Here is a 14,961-nt window from a genome sequence, read left to right as displayed (position 1 = left end):
TAGGGTGGGTGGGCATGAGACATCCGGTGTTCGCGCGGATTTACGCCCGGGTGCGTCCGCAGATGGACGATCACGGCGCGGCGGAGCATCGGCGGCGACTGCTGGCCGGGCTGACCGGGCAGGTCGTCGAGGTCGGCGCCGGGGACGGCGGGAACTTCGCGCACTACCCGGTCGAGGTGACGAGCGTGATCGCCGTCGAGCCGGAGCCTTATCTCCGCAGCAAGGCCGAACAACAGGCAGTCAAAGCACCCGTCCGGGTCGAGGTCGTGAACGGCACGGCCGACCGTCTGCCGCTCGAGAGTGACTCCGTCGACGCGGTAGTGACGTCCCTGGTCCTCTGCTCGGTCCCCGATCAGGCCGTCGCATTGGCTGAGGCATTTCGGATACTACGTCCTGGCGGCGAGCTCCGGTTCTACGAACATGTCGCCGCCGCCGGCCGGATGGCGTCCGTACAGAAGGCACTGGACGCGACCATCTATCCACCGCTGGCCGGCGGGTGCCACCTGCACCGCGACACCGCCGCGGCCATCACCGCGGCCGCGTTCACCATCACGGACCTCGACCGCTTCGACTTCCCACCCACCGGCTTCAACCCGGCCGCACCACACATCCTCGGCCGCGCAATCCGATCGGAGGCCTCATGATCCTTGAAACCCGGTACGACGCTCTCGTCGACACCGTCGAGCTGCTCTACAACGAGGGCAACCTCCGCGGGGCACTCGGCCTGCTCGCGACCGAACGTGACGGCCTGGAGGCCTGGACCGCGGAGCTGGCCCACCTGGAGGCCTGCCTGCTAGGTGCTTCCGGAGAGGCCGATGCGGCGCTGCAGACCCTGCAAGACGCGAGTGCGACCGGCTCGTGGTGGGATCCGTCGATCCTGACCGACGACGACGATCTGGCCGCACTGCAGGACCGCCCGGAGTTCAAGCAGTTGGTCGAGGTGTCACGAGGGCGAGTCGAGGAGGACCCGGCACCAGCCCTGGTCGAGGTCCCCGTCATCCCGCTGGCCGGTGTGGTGGTGGCGTTGCACGGCGCGGGTCAGGGCGCGTCCCACGCCCGACGGGACTGGACCGGGGTGCTGGAGCTCGGTTATGCGCTGGTCTGCGTGGAGTCGTCGCAGCGGATGTCACCGAAGTACCGGACCTGGCCGGATCGGGAGAAAGCGATCGGCGACATCACCCGTGCGCTGGGCGAGCTGCCGGACGAACTGACCGGCGTACCGATCATCGCGGCCGGCTTCTCCGCTGGTGCCCGCGCAGCGCTGGACTGGGCGTTGACCGCGCGGCCGACGCAGCCCGCCGGTGCGCTGCTGATGGCGCCCGCACTGCGTGAGCTGCCGACCGCTGCGTCGGGAAAGTTGTCACCAGCAACGATCTGGATCGGCACCGAGGACGACCTGCTCGAGGTCGTGGCCGATGCCGAGGAGCGGCTGACCGCGTTCGGCTGCACGATCGAGCGGGTGCCCGGTCTCGGCCACACCTTCCCGGCCGATTTCGCCGGTCGGCTGAAGGGAACACTCAGGACAGCTGGCGAGTGAGCTGAAGCACAACCGGAGTGCTGGCACCTAGCCAGAGCATCTTCGCGGAGTTGTCGTCGCACGAAGTGATCCGGAGACCGGGGACGCCTTCGATCGTGCCTTCGTAGTCCTTCGCGGCCAGATGCGCGACCACACTCGTGAGCTCGGGGCCGTCCATCCACTCGACCCGGGCCAGGTCCGGGCGGGCCTGCCACATGTCGACCCAGGCGGCCGGGTCCTCACTGAACAGCGTGGTCCGCAGGATCATCGAGACCGCGCCGAGCAGGGTCGCGGCCGGGGTGGCGGTCAGTTCGAGCAGGGTGCGTTCCTGATCCGACAGGTCGTCCGCCACCAGGATCGCGTTGTCACTCACATTCACCCGCAGAGCCTGTCATACGAGCTTGTCCGCTGTGGGCAGACTTGCCGTCAGCAGAAAAGCTGGGGTCGGTGGGGTCTGTCCGGTCAAGGTGGATGACATGGCAGAAGACAACAAACCACCGCTGTTCAACGAGTCGGCCCGGCAGCGGTTGCTCGGGCAGCGGATCGTCGTACTGGACGGAACGCTCGACGACGACAACGGGACCTTGCTCGCGACCCAGATCCTGACCCTGGCCGCCGAGGACCCGGACGCCGACATCGCGCTGTGGATCCACTCGCTCGGCGGCTCGGTGCCGTCGATGCTGGCGATCCGGGACGTGATGCGGCTGGTGCCGTGCGACGTGTCGACGCTGGCGATCGGACTGGCCTGCAGTGCCGGGCAGTTCCTGCTGTCGGCCGGTGCCCCGGGCAAGCGTTACGCCCTGCGGCACGCGAGGGTGCTGATGCACCAGGGCTCGGCCGGCATCGGTGGGTCGGCCGTGGAGATCGAGATCCAGGCGAACGACCTGCGGCACATCCGCGACACCGTGCTGGCCCTCATCGCCGAGGACACCGGCCAGTCGTTCGACACCGTGCACGAGGACTCCCGGCACGACCACTGGTACACCGCCGAAGAGGCCCGTCAGTACGGCTTCATCGACCACATCGTCGAGTCGTTCAACCAGGTGATGCCCGCACCGAAGGTGGCAGCATGAGCAGCTACACGATCCCCAACGTCATCGCCAACTCACCACGCGGCGAGCGGATCATGGACGTCTACTCGCATCTGCTCAGCGAGCGGATCATCTACATCGGTACGGCGATCGACGCCGGCGTCGCGAACGCGGTGATCGCGCAGCTGCTGCACCTGGAGACGGACAAGCCGGAGCAGGAGATCGAGCTCTGCATCAACTGCGAGGGCGGCGACATGACCGCGATGCTCGCGATCTACGACACGATGCGGTTCATCCGGTCGCCGATCGCGACCCGCGGCATCGGCCAGGCGATCTCGGCCGGGGCGGTCCTGCTCGCCGCGGGCGAGCCCGGACGGCGCGCGATCCTGCCGCATGCCCGGGTGGTCTTGCACCAGCCGGCCGCACGTGGTCAGGGCACGATCCCGGACCTGATCCTGCAGGCGGATGAGGTCGTCCGGGTCCGGGGTCAGGTGGAGGAGATCCTGGCGCGGCACACCGGTCAGACGGTCGAACGGCTGCGGCACGACACCGACCGCGACCACGTGCTGAGCGCGGCGGGCGCGAAGGAGTACGGCATCGTCGACGAGGTGATCGCCGAGCGGGTACAGCTCCCTGCCTTCAGCTGAGGCCAGTTCGCCCAAGGACAGGTCGCCTAAGGACAGGAGGTAGTCGCCGCTGAGGGCTGATCGGACCGGAATCCGGGCCGATCGAGGGACTACGTCCTGTCGTTGGCGGCGGCGAGGACGGCGTCGGCGACGGCGGCGTGGTGAGCGAGGGCGGTCCGCGGGCGGCCGAGGCGGTTGGTCAGGTAGGCGTAGGCGATCCGCCGGTCCGGGTCGGCCCAGCCGATGCAGCAATTGCTGCCGTTGTGGCCGAACGCCCGCGGGCTGCTCGTTGCCCCGAGTGAGCTCACCGCGCCCTCGAGCCAGCGCGGTCCACCGAGCTGGAACCCCTGCGACCACCGGATCGGCGCCCGCGCGACCGGATCCAGCTCGCCCTCGCTGCTCGGCTCGAGCGCGATCGCCAGCGACTCCGGCCGCAACACCCGACCGGCCGGCCCGACTCCATCTTGCAACAGGGCCAGGTACAGCGCAGCCAGGTCCCGTGCGGTGGCGGAGATCCCAGCCGCCGGTACGACGGCCGCGCGGGTACTGCGCCGGTTCAAGACGGACTGGAAGAAGGGTCCGGCCGGTCCGCCCATACGTACCGGAACGTGCCGGTCCCACTGGTCGGCGGGCAGTCCGAGGTAGGTGTCCGTGACCGCGAGCGGTTCGAGGACTGCACGACGTACGAGCTCCTCGATCGGCTGCCCGCTGCAGCGGTAGGCGACCTCACCGAGGATGAACCCGTAGGCCAATGGGCTGTAGGCCACCGTGCCGATCGGCCGTCCTGGACTGGTCTCCTCGATCCGCCGGAGCGACCGGTCCCAGTCGGCCATGGCTCTGGCATCACCCAGGTACGAGCCGGCGCTGGACACGCCGGACCGGTGCCGCAGCACCTCGCGGACGGTGATCTCCCGCTTGCCGTTCTGCGCGAACTCCGGCCAGTACGCCGCCACCGCGTCGTCCAGGTGGAGCCGACCGGCCTCGACCAGTTGATGGATCACGATCGCGACGTACGGCTTGCTCGCGGAGAAGATCCAGAACAACGCGTTCGGCGCACATCCGAAGGAGCGGTCGACGACCACGTGCCCGTCGCGGATCACACAGAGCTGCGCGATCGAGCCGCGCTTCTCGACGAGCCGGACGGCCTCGCGGAGGCGGTCGGCATCCAGCCCGACGTCCTGCGGTTCGCACGCGCCACCGAATTCCATCGACCCTCCCTGAAACCAGCTTGCCCGGTCAGACCAAGCAGTTAGGGTCGAGCGCGTGACCGTGCCTGAGGGAAATCCGCGACCGGACAGCGAGATCGAGCGAGTACTGGTCGTGGTCGCCCACCCGGACGACATCGACTTCGGCGGCGCCGGCACGGTCGCGGGGTGGACCAAGGCCGGCCTGGAGGTGCAGTACTGCATCGTCACCGACGGTCAGGCGGGCGGTTTCGAGCCGGATCGGGACCGGGCCGAGATTCCCGCCGTACGCCGGGCCGAGCAGACCGCGGCCGCCCAGCAGGTCGGCGTCCGGGACCTGCACTTCCTCGGTTACATGGACGGTGCGCTCGAGCCGACGCTCGCGCTGGTCCGCGACATCAGCCGGGTGATCCGGGCGGTCCGTCCGCAGCGCTTGCTGACGCAGTCCCCGGAGCGGGTGTGGTCGCGGCTGCAGGTGTCGCACCCCGACCACCTGGCCGCGGCGGAGGCCACAGTCCAGGCGTTCTACCCGGCGTCCGGCAACCCGTACGCGTACCCGGACCTGGACGAGGAGGCCTGGGACGTCGGCGAGCTCTGGATGATGGATCACCCGGAGGTCAACCACTACGTCGACATCACCGACACCTTCGACCAGAAGCTGGCAGCGTTGTTCTGCCACACCAGCCAGCACCGCGATCCTGACGGCCTCCGCACCGGAATCCGGGCCCACTTCGCCCAGGTCGCCACCGCTGCCGGTCTTCCCCCGAACCACTACGCCGAGGACTTCACCGTCATCAGGCGGGACTAATTCCTTTGCAGGTGTACGCCGGACCCGTCAGGGTGCGGGCATGACGATTACTCATGCGGTGGTTGGCGACGGGCCCGCGGTTCTGCTGGTGCACGCCGGTGTGGCGGACGCGCGGATGTGGGCCCGCCAGGTCGACGAGTTGAAGGCGGACCACCGCGTGATCACGGTGGATCTGCGCGGGTACGGCGAGACTCCGCTGGAGGTCGGCGCCAAGTACTCGGACGCCGGTGATCTCCTGGCCGTGCTCGACGAGCTCGGCGTGGACAGCGTCGCCTCGGTCGGGGCGTCGTACGGCGGGTACGTCGTACAGCAGGCGGCGAGCCGGGAGCCGGGGCGGTTCAACCGGCTCGTACTGATCTGTGCGCCGACGGACCACGTCGTACCGACCGACGACCTCCGCGCGGTGTGGGCCGAGGAGAACCGGCTGGTCGAGGCCGGCGACGTGGACGGCGCCGCCGACCTGACAGTGCAGAAGTGGATCGGTCCGGACGCGGATGACGAGGCCCGCGAGCTGCTCCGGGCCATGCAGAAGCGGGCCTACGAGCTACAGATCCCCGCGGGTGACGTCGAGAACGAGGAGTACGCCGTCGAGCCGGAGAAGATCGCGGCACCCGTGCGACTGATCACGGGTGCGCACGACTTCCAGTTCTTCGCCGACTGCGCGACGTACCTGTACGAACGACTGCCTAACGCCGAGCGGATCGAGCTCCCGTGGGCCGGCCACCTGCCGACCCTCGAGCGTCCTGCCGAAGCGCTACGACTGATCCTCTAGTCCGCCAGGGCGCCCATCGGGTCCCAGGCCGGCAGAACGATGGGCTCCTCGTCGAGACGGGCCCGGAGCTCGGCCGGCAGGGCGGAACGGCGTACGGCGACCTCGAAGACGTGCTCGCCGAACCACGAGTCGTTCATGGTCCAGAAGCCGCTGTCGGCCTTCTCGTCACCCCAGCTGTTCTCGACCCGCCAGCGCCGCGCCTGGCCGTCCACCACGTCGACACCGGTGAACAGCATCGCGTGCGTCATCAGGGTCTCGTGGTGGACCAGGCGGTCGGCCTTGTCCAGCGTGAACTCGGTGTCGTAGACGGAGCCGTAGTCGTACAGCTTGGCGTCCCAGTAGCCGAGGTCGCCGTTCATCTGCTTGCCGACGTCGCACCCGAACCAGACCGGCTCACCGGAGACGATCGCGTCCTGGGTGAGCTGCTTCATCAGGTCGACCTCGACGTTCAGGTAGACCACCGGCGGGGCGTCGATGACGTTGCCCAGGTAGTCGACGGTGAAGGTCTTGCCGACCGGGCTGCTCTCCCGGGGGTCGTGCACGAGGCAGACGTACTCGTCGACGGGCAGCTGGACGTACGCCGCGGCGAACTCGGCCGGCGTGGTCCAGCCGTCGCGGTGGAAGGCCTTGTCGGTGTCCTTCCACTGCCACAGGAACTTCTGCGGCGGCGTGCCCAGGTGGATGCTCAGCACCCGGTGCACGGTGGTCAGGATCTCCTGCTTGCGGTCGCGCCGCGCCTCGGTGCCCTCGAGCGCACGCAGGTCGCGGGCGCCCTGGCGAAGCAGCTTGCGCAGGATGTCGTTCATCTGTGCGGTCGCGGACGAGCTCTCGGTCTCCGGCATCGCCGACTTCGGCACCAGGCCGTGCTTCTGGACCAGCGCGACGAACATGTTCCACTGGCCGCCGTCACCGATCGGGTCGGACAGCAGGTGCGCGACCGTCCGGTCGTCGGCGTCACGGTCCGCGGTCTCGATGATCGCCTCGAGGAAGAAGTTCGAGCGCTCGAACTTGTCCCAGAACAGCAGGTAGTTCTGGGAGAACTCGAAGTCCTTGACGCCGAGCTTGCCGGCCGCGCCGACGCGGAGCAGGTTCAGCCCGGCGAAGAGCCAGCACCTGCCGCTCTTCTTCTGATTGGTCACCTTCCAGTCGTCCAGCAGGTTCGACACCGAATGGTCGAGCGAGGTGACGACCTGGCGATCCAGGGCGATGGTATTGACCGGCGTCTGCGTGACGGCGTTCTGCATCACCCGGTACTGCGGGTTCGACGCGAACTCCTTCTCGAAGAGCGCGAGCTGTTCGGCTGTGAGATTCCGCTCCATAGCAGTCGACGGTATAACAGCGACCAAGCCCGCATCGCCCTACCGGGGTGGCGCATCAATGCCCTGTCCACAACCCGCCACCAACGAGCCCTTGCGTTAGGCTAGATGAAAACGACATTCAACAGAGACGAGAGGTGGCGGTGGCCATGCCTCGACGCCCGGCCCCGACCGGAAAGCGCAAGCCGAAGCAGAACCCGCTGGACCGCGACGGCATCACCTACATCGACTACAAGGACACCGCGCTGCTGCGGAAGTTCATCTCCGACCGGGGCAAGATCCGGTCCCGCCGGGTGACCGGGCTGTCGGTGCAGCAGCAGTCGCAGATCGCCCGGGCGATCAAGAACGCTCGCGAGATGGCCCTGCTCCCCTACACGTCGTCCAGCCGCTGACCTTCCGATAGATGACTGATCTTCCATTGGACGGAAGGCTGCGGTTTCCGCTGAGTGGAAGGCGGGCCATACTGCCGGGATGACGGCCAGTGTGAGCTCGCGACTACTGACGGTGTTGCGCACCTTCAGTCACCGCACGCCGTCCCAGACCCTGTCGGAGATCAGCCGTCGCTCCGGGCTGCCGCTCACCACCGCCCACCGGCTCGTCCACGAACTGCTGCAGGGCGGTGCGCTGGAGCGGGACGAGGACGGCCGCTACCGGATCGGCCTGTGGCTGTGGGAGCTCGCGGCATTGGCCCCGCGTGGCCTCGGGCTGCGTGAGCTCGCGATGCCGTTCCTCGAGGACGTCTTCGAGGCAACCCGCCAGCATGCGCAGCTCGCCGTACTCGACGGTGCCGACGCCGTGTTCCTGGAGCGGATCTCCGGCCGTGGTGCGGTGCACGTGTTCACCCGGGTCGGCGGCCGGTTGCCCTTGCACGCGACCGGCGTGGGCCTGGTGTTGCTGGCCCACGCCGATCGGGAGTTGCAGGAGAGCGTGATCGCCGGCCCGCTGCAGCGGTTCACCCGGCACACGGTCGCCGACGGTGAGCAGTTGCGGCGCCGGCTCGCGGACATCCGGCGGGACGGGTACGTGATCAGCAGCCGGGCGATCGAGGAGATCAGCCTGTCGGTCGCGGCTCCCGTGTACGGCGCCGACGACCGGGTCGCGGCCGCCGTGTCCACAGTCGTTCCGTACGGCCAGTACGACCCGCTCACCCTGGTCCCGTTGATCCGGGCTGCCGCCCGGGGCATGTCACGCGTGCTCGGCGCTCCCAGTGCTTCCGGTCTTCCCAAGTCGGTCCGCCGTACGTCGCTCCCCTGGCAACCGAACTGAGACCCGCTCGACCAGGCTGACCGCGATCGCTCCGAGCAGTCCGACGAAGGCGAAGGCGTAGAAGCCCCACGGGAAGGCCAGGCCCGCGGACAGCAGTGCGCCGCCGAGGATCGGGCCGGCGATCGCACCGAGCCGGCCGACGCCGGCGGTCCAGCCGAGGCCGGTCGCGCGGTTGTCCGCCGAGTAGACGCGACCGACGTACGCGTAGACGAGCACCTGGGCCGCGAAAACGAAACAGCCGGCCAGCAGGACCACGACGTACAAGACCGGAGCGGGTAGGCGGATGCTGAGAAGCGCGAGGGTGATGGTCGCGCCGGCGAACCAGCCCAGCGTGACCGGGCGCATCGGGACCTTGTCGGCGATCCGACCGGCGACGAGCAGCCCGACGACCGCGCCGGCGTTGAGCACCAGCAGGAGACTGAGCGCGGCACCGAGTGGGTAGCCGGCCTCGCGCATGATCTGCGGCAGCCAGGTGTTGAGGCCGTAGACGAGCAGCAGACCCATGAACGACGTGATCCAGAACGCGAGCGTCGGCCGGCGGAAGCCGGGCCGGAGCAACGACTTCACCGCGTCGAGACCGGGCCGATCCCCCTTGAAAACGGGCGATTCCGGCAGGTGGCGGAGCATCAGCGGGAAGAGTACGAGCGCCGGCGCGGCGCCGATCACGAACATCGCCCGCCAGCCGAGCGACGGGATCACCAGGATCCCGAGCAAGGCCGTGAGTACGGCGCCGACGTGGTAGCCGGTCATGATCAGCGTGGTAGGCCCACCGTTGCGTCCCCGTGGCGAATGCTCGGTCACCAAGGTGATTGCCGTCGGCAAACACCCGCCGAGTCCCAGCCCGGCCAGGAATCTGAGCAGCCCGAAGACTTCCACCGAGGGCGCGAACGCGCACAGCAACGTGAAGACGGAGAACGACGAAACCGCGACCAGCAAGGCCCGCCGTCGCCCGATCACATCCGTCACGGTCCCGATCAGCAGCGCGCCGATCGTCATCCCGACCAGCCCGACGGTCGCCACCGTCGCAGCCTTGTCCGGCGTGTAACCCCAGACCTTCCCGCTCAACAGAACGGGTGTGATCGTCCCCAGTACGACCAGATCGAACCCGTCCAGCAGCACCGCACTCCAGCACAGCGGCCGCACCCACCGGCGCCCTTCGACCAACTCCATGCGGAAACCTCCGCTCCGGGGGCGGGGCGGTCCCACCCGGTCCCCCGAAGGTCCTGCACGGGCTCACGCCCGACTACCCCACCTTCCAGTAGCCGGAAGGTCGAGCGTCAGGCTGCGTCAGACGAGGCGGCGGTCCGTCGCCCAGCGGGTCAGCTCGTGCCGGTTGGAGAGCTGGAGCTTCCGCAGTACGGACGACACGTGCGTCTCGACCGTCTTCACCGAGATGAAGAGCTCGCGGGCGACCTCCTTGTAGGCGTAGCCGCGCGCGATCAGCCGCAGTACCTCGCGCTCACGCTGGGAGAGCCGGTCCAGGTCCTCGTCGACCGAGGCGATGTCGATGGCACCCGAGAACGCGTCCAGCACGAAGCCGGCCAGCCGCGGCGAGAAGACCGCATCCCCTTCGGCGACCCGGTTGATCGCGTCGATCAGCTCGGTGCCGCTGATGTTCTTGGTGACGTACCCGCGGGCGCCGGCCCGGATCACGCCGATCACGTCCTCGGCCGCGTCCGACACCGAGAGCGCCAGGAACTTGACCTCCGGGTGCCGCTGGTGGACCTGCTTCATCACCTCGGTGCCGCCGCCACCGGGCAGGTGGACGTCCAGCAGTACGACGTCGGGTTCATTGCCGACGATCGCCTTGACCGCGGAGTCGACGTCGGAGCCCTCCCCGACGATGTCGACCGAGGCGCCGATCTCGCTACGCACCCCGGCCCGGAACATGTCGTGGTCATCGATGACGACAACGCGCCTGCTGCTCATCTGTCCATCTCCAGTCGCACTTCGGTCCCCGTCTCCGGATCGGACCGCACTGTTGCGCGGCCGCCGTGCCGTTCCATCCTGCCCATCACACTGTGCCGCAGCCCGAGCCGGTCGTCCGGCACACCGTCGACATCGAATCCCTTGCCGCGGTCCCGGACGAACATCTCGGCCCGGTCCCCGTCCACCTCGACGAACACGTCGATCTTCGCAGCTCCGGAGTGTTTGGCCGAGTTCACCATCGATTCCCGCGCGGCCCGGACCATCGCGGACAGCCCCTCGGTCAGGTCGCAGTCGCCGACCGTGACCACCTCGACCGGTACGCCGTGCGAGTCCTCGACCTCGGCGGCAGCGCGCTTGGCGGCTCCGGCGAGAGTCTGGTCGGTCTTGTCGTCCTCGTCGTACAGCCAGGACCGCAGTTCGCGCTCCTGCGATCGCGCCAGCCGGGTGACGGCGCGCGGGTCGTCGGCCTGCTTCTGGATCAGCGCCAGCGTCTGCAGCACCGAGTCGTGCAGGTGCGCGGCCATGTCGGCGCGCTCCTCGGACCGGGCCCGCTCGGCACGCTCGTTGTTCAGGTCCCGGGTCAGCCGGTGCACCCAAGGGCCGGCGATCACGCCGAGGCCGACGACGGCGAGGAGCAATGCCACCAGTACGTCGCCAACCATCGAGAGCCGGCCGTTCTGGACCAGGAACACGGTGACCGCGGTCCCGAGCAGGATCAGGCCGACCGCGATCCGGACCAGCGACTTCCAGCCGCCCTTGCCCAGTACGACGCCAAGAATCGGGACCCGCACATCGCGAGCCCACTGCTGCTTCTGGCTCTCGTCGGCCTGTCGCCAGATCAGCGCCAGACCGGTGGCCGCGAACACCAGCGGCCAGAACAGCTTCCCGGCGACGCCCAGTCCGGCGACCTGCAGCAGGATCAGTGCCCCGATCCCGATCGCCACCAGGGCAGTGACCTGACCGCGGCTCTTCTCCCGCTTCCGCGCCTTGGCCTCGGCCACCGGCGGAGACGGCTCGTCCGAGCGCAGACCGCTCCGCGTGTGCGCTGCCAGCCCAGGCGCGGCCGGCAGTGTCGCCGGAGCCAGCGGCATCAGGAACCACAACGCCGCATAGATCAGTACGCCGAAACCGCCGAAGACCGTGGTCGCGATCAGCACCAGCCGGACGACCGTGTCGGACACACCCAGGTGATCCGCGATCCCGCCCGCGACTCCCGCGATGACCCGTCCCTCGGTACGGCGGTACGCGCGACGGACAGGCGGTGGGTCGAGCGCCGGCCGTGGCTGACCAGCCGGGCCGGGCGGTGTGGCTTGACCGGGCGGTATGGCGCCGTTGCCCGCCTGTTGTGCCCGCATCCGGCTGGCGTAGGCGGCGTACGGTCCTTGGTACTGCTTCGGGCCTTGCGGGCCCCAGCCCTTGTACTGCCACTCGCCGGTCCCAGGCGTGCCTGCACCGGCCGGGGCTCCGTTCGCGGAGGACCCGCCCGGAGGCGCGGCTGCTGGCTGGCTCATCACTACGATCGTCACATGCCGACCGGGCCGACACCAGCAGGCTTGTCCCCGGCCGACTCCTCAGCACCCGCTCACCCGGGGTCAGGGTCTCCTCGGGGAGAACCCCGACCGGACCGCTCCGCCTGACCGCTGCGGCCGCGGACTCCGGGGTGCTCAGGGGGGATCCCCGATGTGATCGCGGCTGCCGGCAGGTCAGTATCGATGTCATGGAGCAGAACCAGAGTGGACCCGGTGGGTTCGACCGCGGCCGCCTGCAGAACATGCAGAGCTGGCAGCGGAGCCGGTCGGACCGGTGGGTGGCCGGCGTGTGCGGCGGTATCGGCCGCACGCTGAACATCGACCCGGTCCTGATCCGCGTGGTGATGGCCGTGCTCATCATCAGCGGCCCGGGCATCATCTTCTACATCGCCGCCTGGGTGCTGATGCCCGACGAGGGCAGCGAGCGCTCGGCCGCGCAGGGTCTGCTCGGCGACCGGGTCCGGCCCGACCACCCGTGGCTGTGGCCGATCGTGATCGGCGTCTGTGTCTTCGCCGCGATCGCGATGATGTCGTCGTTCGACTTCGGCCGGTTCGTTCCCGGCCCACTGATCGTGCTCGCGATCATCTTCGTGATCGCCAAGCAGCGCAAGGGCGGCGAGCGGCGTCGCGGCCAGAACGGCGGCGAGGGCCCGAACTGGACCGGGCAAGGCATGAACTGGACCGGCCAGGGCACCAACTGGACCGGCCGCCCGCAGGACACCTCGCCCACGGCCGGCGAGCCGACGACCTCGGCGTACACGGCCCCTCCGACCGGCCCGTCAGTTCCCCCGACGGGCCCGGCGTCCTCGGCCCCGCAGCGACCACAGGACCGCACCGTCGAACCGGTCCAGGCTGTGTGGACCGAGGACGACCCCCTCGGCCTGTACGTCGACGAGCCGCCGGCGGCCGCAACGCCGACGCGGACCAGGACCGCCGAACCGCCCGCGAAGGGTGTCCGTGGGATCAAGTCGATCGTCGTCGTACTGACTGGCCTGGCGATCGGGATCGCCGCGCTCGCGGGTGCCACCACGGCGACCATGCTGGTCATCGGCCTGGGTACGCTCGGCGCCGGCATGCTGCTCGGTGGCTTCGTCGGTCGTACGCTCGCCTTGCTTCCGCTGGGCATCCTGCTCGCGATCGGGGCAATCGCAAGCACCGTCTTCCCGAGCGTGCCGCGCAACGTCGCCGACACCAACTACGTCGCGCCGGTCGGTCAGATGATCAGTGCGACCGGGACGAGCTACCAGTTCGACGTCGGGTCGGTGACGCTGGACCTGACCAAGGCGACATTCGCTCCGGACGCCAAGGTCGACGTCCACGGCGGGGTCGGCGAGATCATCGTCAAGGTGCCGGAGAACGTGGACGTCATCGGCCAGTTGACGGCGAAGACCGGTGACGTGGCCTGGCTGAACCAGCACAAGGGCGGCCATAATGCCGAACTGAACGTCAACGACCTCGGCCCCGACGGCAAGGCAGGCCCGCAGAAGGTCACCCTGGACCTGGACCTGCGACTAGGCAGCATCAAGGTGGAACGCGGATGAAGCAGCCTCAGAAGAGAGCCAAGCCCGACGTACCGGGTGTCGTCGCCGGCACCATCCTGACCGGCGCCGCCACCATCTGGATGCTGAACGACAACGGCGTCCTGCAGACCGACGACCTGGGCGTCACCGGCGCCCTGCTCCTGGTCACCGCCGGCGTGATCGGCCTGGCCGCGTCCCACCGCAGTTAATTTGCTCGACCGGGCGTACGCCGTTTCCTAGACTCGCCCGCATGTCCAGCCCGGAGGCCGACAGACCGTAACCACCGATGACTCATTCCATCGATGGTTCACGGGAGTACCTTCATGCCTTTCGTGCTGTACCTGCTCGGCCTGGCCGTGTTCGCCCAGGCAACCTCCGAATTCATGCTCTCCGGGCTCGGCCCGGCCATCGCCCAGGACCTGGGCGTCTCGATCCCCACCGCCGGCTGGCTCACCTCGGCGTTCGCGCTCGGCATGATCGCCGGCGCCCCGGCGATCGCCGTCCTCGGCGCCCGCTGGCCCCGACGACGCACCTTGCTGATCACGCTCACGGTCTTCCTGGTCGTGCACGTGCTTGGAGCCCTCACCACCAGCTTCACGATCCTGCTGCTGACGCGGGTCCTCGCCGCCCTCGCGAACGCCGGGTTCCTGGCGATCGCACTCGCCGCCGCCACCAGCCTGGTCCGCCCCGACGCCAAGGGCCGCGCCACGTCCGTCCTCCTCGGCGGTACGACGCTCGCCTGCATCGTCGGCGTACCTGCGGGTGCTCTGCTCGGGCAGCACCTCGGGTGGCGGTCCGCGTTCTGGGCGGTCGCGATCATCTCGCTCCCGGCCTTGATTGCGATCCTCCGGTCGGTCCCCGCGCGGATGACCGGCCCGGCGGCCCTTGCCGGACTCAGGATCAGCCGCGGTCTCGTCGTACTGCTGCTGCTCGGTGCCCTCGTCAACGGCGCGACCTTCTGCTCGTTCACCTACCTCGCGCCGGTGCTGACCGAGGTGACCGGGCTGCGGGCGGCCTGGGTTCCGTTGCTGCTGGCCCTCTTCGGTCTCGGCTCGTTCGCCGGCGTCACGATCGCCGGCCGGTACGCCGATCGTCGCCGCCACCGCCCGGTCTTCGTTGCTGGTGGCATCTTGTTGCTCGGGTGGTGCGCGTTCGCGCTCACCGCGTCCGTGCCGGCGGCAACCGTCGTACTGGTCTTCCTCCAGGGCGGGCTCTCGTTCGCCGTCGGATCCACGCTGATCGCGTACGCCCTGTACGCCGGCTCGGACTCCCCGGTCCTGGCCGGTGGATTGGCCACCGCGGCCTTGAACGTCGGTGCCGCGGTGGGCCCGGTGATCGGTGGTCTGGGCATCGATCAGGGCGGGTACCGGGCGCCACTGTGGGTCAGCGCCGCCTTGGTCGGTACGGCGCTCTGCTTTGGGACGGCCGGTCTGCGCCGGGCCCGGCTCGGATAGGCTTGTGGAC

The 14,961-nt window shown here is 69.1% G+C and carries 17 protein-coding genes; 11 read left to right on the top strand and 6 right to left on the bottom strand.

From position 1 onward, the window contains the following. The first annotated feature begins 14 nt into the window (after positions 1–14). Together AB0L70_RS15855 and AB0L70_RS15850 are read left to right on the top strand one after the other, a co-directional pair. The gene (locus AB0L70_RS15855; protein WP_363684420.1) at positions 15–644 is read left to right on the top strand and encodes a class I SAM-dependent methyltransferase; all 630 of its coding nucleotides are present in this window, start codon (positions 15–17) and stop codon (positions 642–644) included. After that, positions 641–1,537, top strand: coding sequence for a phospholipase (locus AB0L70_RS15850; protein ID WP_363684418.1), 897 nt, complete (start codon positions 641–643; stop codon positions 1,535–1,537). Before AB0L70_RS15855 ends, AB0L70_RS15850 begins: the two co-directional genes overlap by 4 nt. Here the strand turns inward: AB0L70_RS15850 and AB0L70_RS15845 are convergent. Beyond that, the gene (locus tag AB0L70_RS15845; protein ID WP_363684416.1) at positions 1,518–1,895 is read right to left on the bottom strand and encodes a hypothetical protein; all 378 of its coding nucleotides are present in this window, start codon (positions 1,893–1,895) and stop codon (positions 1,518–1,520) included. The genes AB0L70_RS15850 and AB0L70_RS15845 overlap by 20 nt on opposite strands. Before the next feature lie 97 nt (positions 1,896–1,992). Between AB0L70_RS15845 and AB0L70_RS15840 the strand changes: the two genes are divergently transcribed. Together AB0L70_RS15840 and AB0L70_RS15835 are read left to right on the top strand one after the other, a co-directional pair. Next, positions 1,993–2,589: an ATP-dependent Clp protease proteolytic subunit gene (locus tag AB0L70_RS15840; protein ID WP_363684414.1), complete on the top strand. Its 597-nt coding sequence runs from the start codon at positions 1,993–1,995 to the stop codon at positions 2,587–2,589. Next, complete coding sequence (locus AB0L70_RS15835; protein ID WP_363684412.1) at positions 2,586–3,194, top strand: ATP-dependent Clp protease proteolytic subunit; 609 nt, start codon at positions 2,586–2,588, stop codon at positions 3,192–3,194. Before AB0L70_RS15840 ends, AB0L70_RS15835 begins: the two co-directional genes overlap by 4 nt. An 89-nt stretch (positions 3,195–3,283) precedes the next feature. Here the strand turns inward: AB0L70_RS15835 and AB0L70_RS15830 are convergent, their stop codons facing one another. After that, a complete protein-coding gene (locus tag AB0L70_RS15830; protein ID WP_363684410.1) occupies positions 3,284–4,381 on the bottom strand; it encodes a serine hydrolase domain-containing protein in 1,098 nt (365 codons plus the stop codon). A gap of 55 nt (positions 4,382–4,436) precedes the next feature. On the opposite strand from AB0L70_RS15830, the gene AB0L70_RS15825 reads away from it, so the two are divergent. After that, positions 4,437–5,165 (top strand): PIG-L deacetylase family protein, encoded by a 729-nt coding sequence (locus tag AB0L70_RS15825; RefSeq protein WP_363684408.1) that lies wholly within the window; start codon positions 4,437–4,439, stop codon positions 5,163–5,165. A gap of 40 nt (positions 5,166–5,205) precedes the next feature. After that, positions 5,206–5,937 carry an alpha/beta hydrolase gene (locus AB0L70_RS15820; protein ID WP_363684406.1) on the top strand — a complete coding sequence of 244 codons (732 nt, stop codon included), beginning with the start codon at positions 5,206–5,208 and terminating at the stop codon, positions 5,935–5,937. Here the strand turns inward: AB0L70_RS15820 and AB0L70_RS15815 are convergent. Further along, positions 5,934–7,256 carry a C1 family peptidase gene (locus tag AB0L70_RS15815; protein ID WP_363684404.1) on the bottom strand — a complete coding sequence of 441 codons (1,323 nt, stop codon included), beginning with the start codon at positions 7,254–7,256 and terminating at the stop codon, positions 5,934–5,936. The two genes, AB0L70_RS15820 and AB0L70_RS15815, sit on opposite strands and share 4 nt — an antisense overlap. Positions 7,257–7,402: 146 nt before the next feature. On the opposite strand from AB0L70_RS15815, the gene rpsR reads away from it, so the two are divergent. Together rpsR and AB0L70_RS15805 are read left to right on the top strand one after the other, a co-directional pair. Then, on the top strand, positions 7,403–7,645 hold the full coding sequence (gene rpsR / locus AB0L70_RS15810) for a 30S ribosomal protein S18 (RefSeq protein ID WP_363684402.1): 243 nt from the start codon (positions 7,403–7,405) through the stop codon (positions 7,643–7,645). A gap of 79 nt (positions 7,646–7,724) precedes the next feature. After that, complete coding sequence (locus AB0L70_RS15805) at positions 7,725–8,519, top strand: IclR family transcriptional regulator (protein ID WP_363684400.1); 795 nt, start codon at positions 7,725–7,727, stop codon at positions 8,517–8,519. On the opposite strand, the gene AB0L70_RS15800 is transcribed toward AB0L70_RS15805, so the two are convergent. The 3 genes from AB0L70_RS15800 to AB0L70_RS15790 all read right to left on the bottom strand — a co-directional run bounded on the left by AB0L70_RS15800 (position 8,439) and on the right by AB0L70_RS15790 (position 11,959). Then, positions 8,439–9,689, bottom strand: coding sequence for an aromatic acid/H+ symport family MFS transporter (locus AB0L70_RS15800; protein ID WP_363684398.1), 1,251 nt, complete (start codon positions 9,687–9,689; stop codon positions 8,439–8,441). The genes AB0L70_RS15805 and AB0L70_RS15800 overlap by 81 nt on opposite strands. 117 nt (positions 9,690–9,806) lie before the next feature. Then, entirely contained in the window at positions 9,807–10,448 is a 642-nt protein-coding gene (locus AB0L70_RS15795) for a response regulator transcription factor (protein WP_363684396.1), read from the bottom strand. Next, positions 10,445–11,959: a PspC domain-containing protein gene (locus AB0L70_RS15790; RefSeq protein WP_363684394.1), complete on the bottom strand. Its 1,515-nt coding sequence runs from the start codon at positions 11,957–11,959 to the stop codon at positions 10,445–10,447. Before AB0L70_RS15790 ends, AB0L70_RS15795 begins: the two co-directional genes overlap by 4 nt. 206 nt (positions 11,960–12,165) lie before the next feature. Between AB0L70_RS15790 and AB0L70_RS15785 the strand changes: the two genes are divergently transcribed. From AB0L70_RS15785 to AB0L70_RS15775, 3 genes are all read left to right on the top strand, one after another. Beyond that, positions 12,166–13,518, top strand: a complete 1,353-nt coding sequence (locus AB0L70_RS15785) for a PspC domain-containing protein (protein ID WP_363684392.1) — start codon at positions 12,166–12,168, stop codon at positions 13,516–13,518. After that, positions 13,515–13,706, top strand: coding sequence for a hypothetical protein (locus tag AB0L70_RS15780; RefSeq protein ID WP_363684390.1), 192 nt, complete (start codon positions 13,515–13,517; stop codon positions 13,704–13,706). Before AB0L70_RS15785 ends, AB0L70_RS15780 begins: the two co-directional genes overlap by 4 nt. Before the next feature lie 114 nt (positions 13,707–13,820). Further along, positions 13,821–14,951 carry a Cmx/CmrA family chloramphenicol efflux MFS transporter gene (locus AB0L70_RS15775; protein WP_363684388.1) on the top strand — a complete coding sequence of 377 codons (1,131 nt, stop codon included), beginning with the start codon at positions 13,821–13,823 and terminating at the stop codon, positions 14,949–14,951. The last annotated feature ends 10 nt before the right edge of the window (positions 14,952–14,961 follow it).

The sequence above is a fragment of the Kribbella sp. NPDC051952 genome, assembly GCF_040680855.1.
In the GTDB taxonomy this organism is placed as follows: domain Bacteria; phylum Actinomycetota; class Actinomycetes; order Propionibacteriales; family Kribbellaceae; genus Kribbella.
This window is presented reverse-complemented; position numbering and strand designations above follow the sequence as displayed.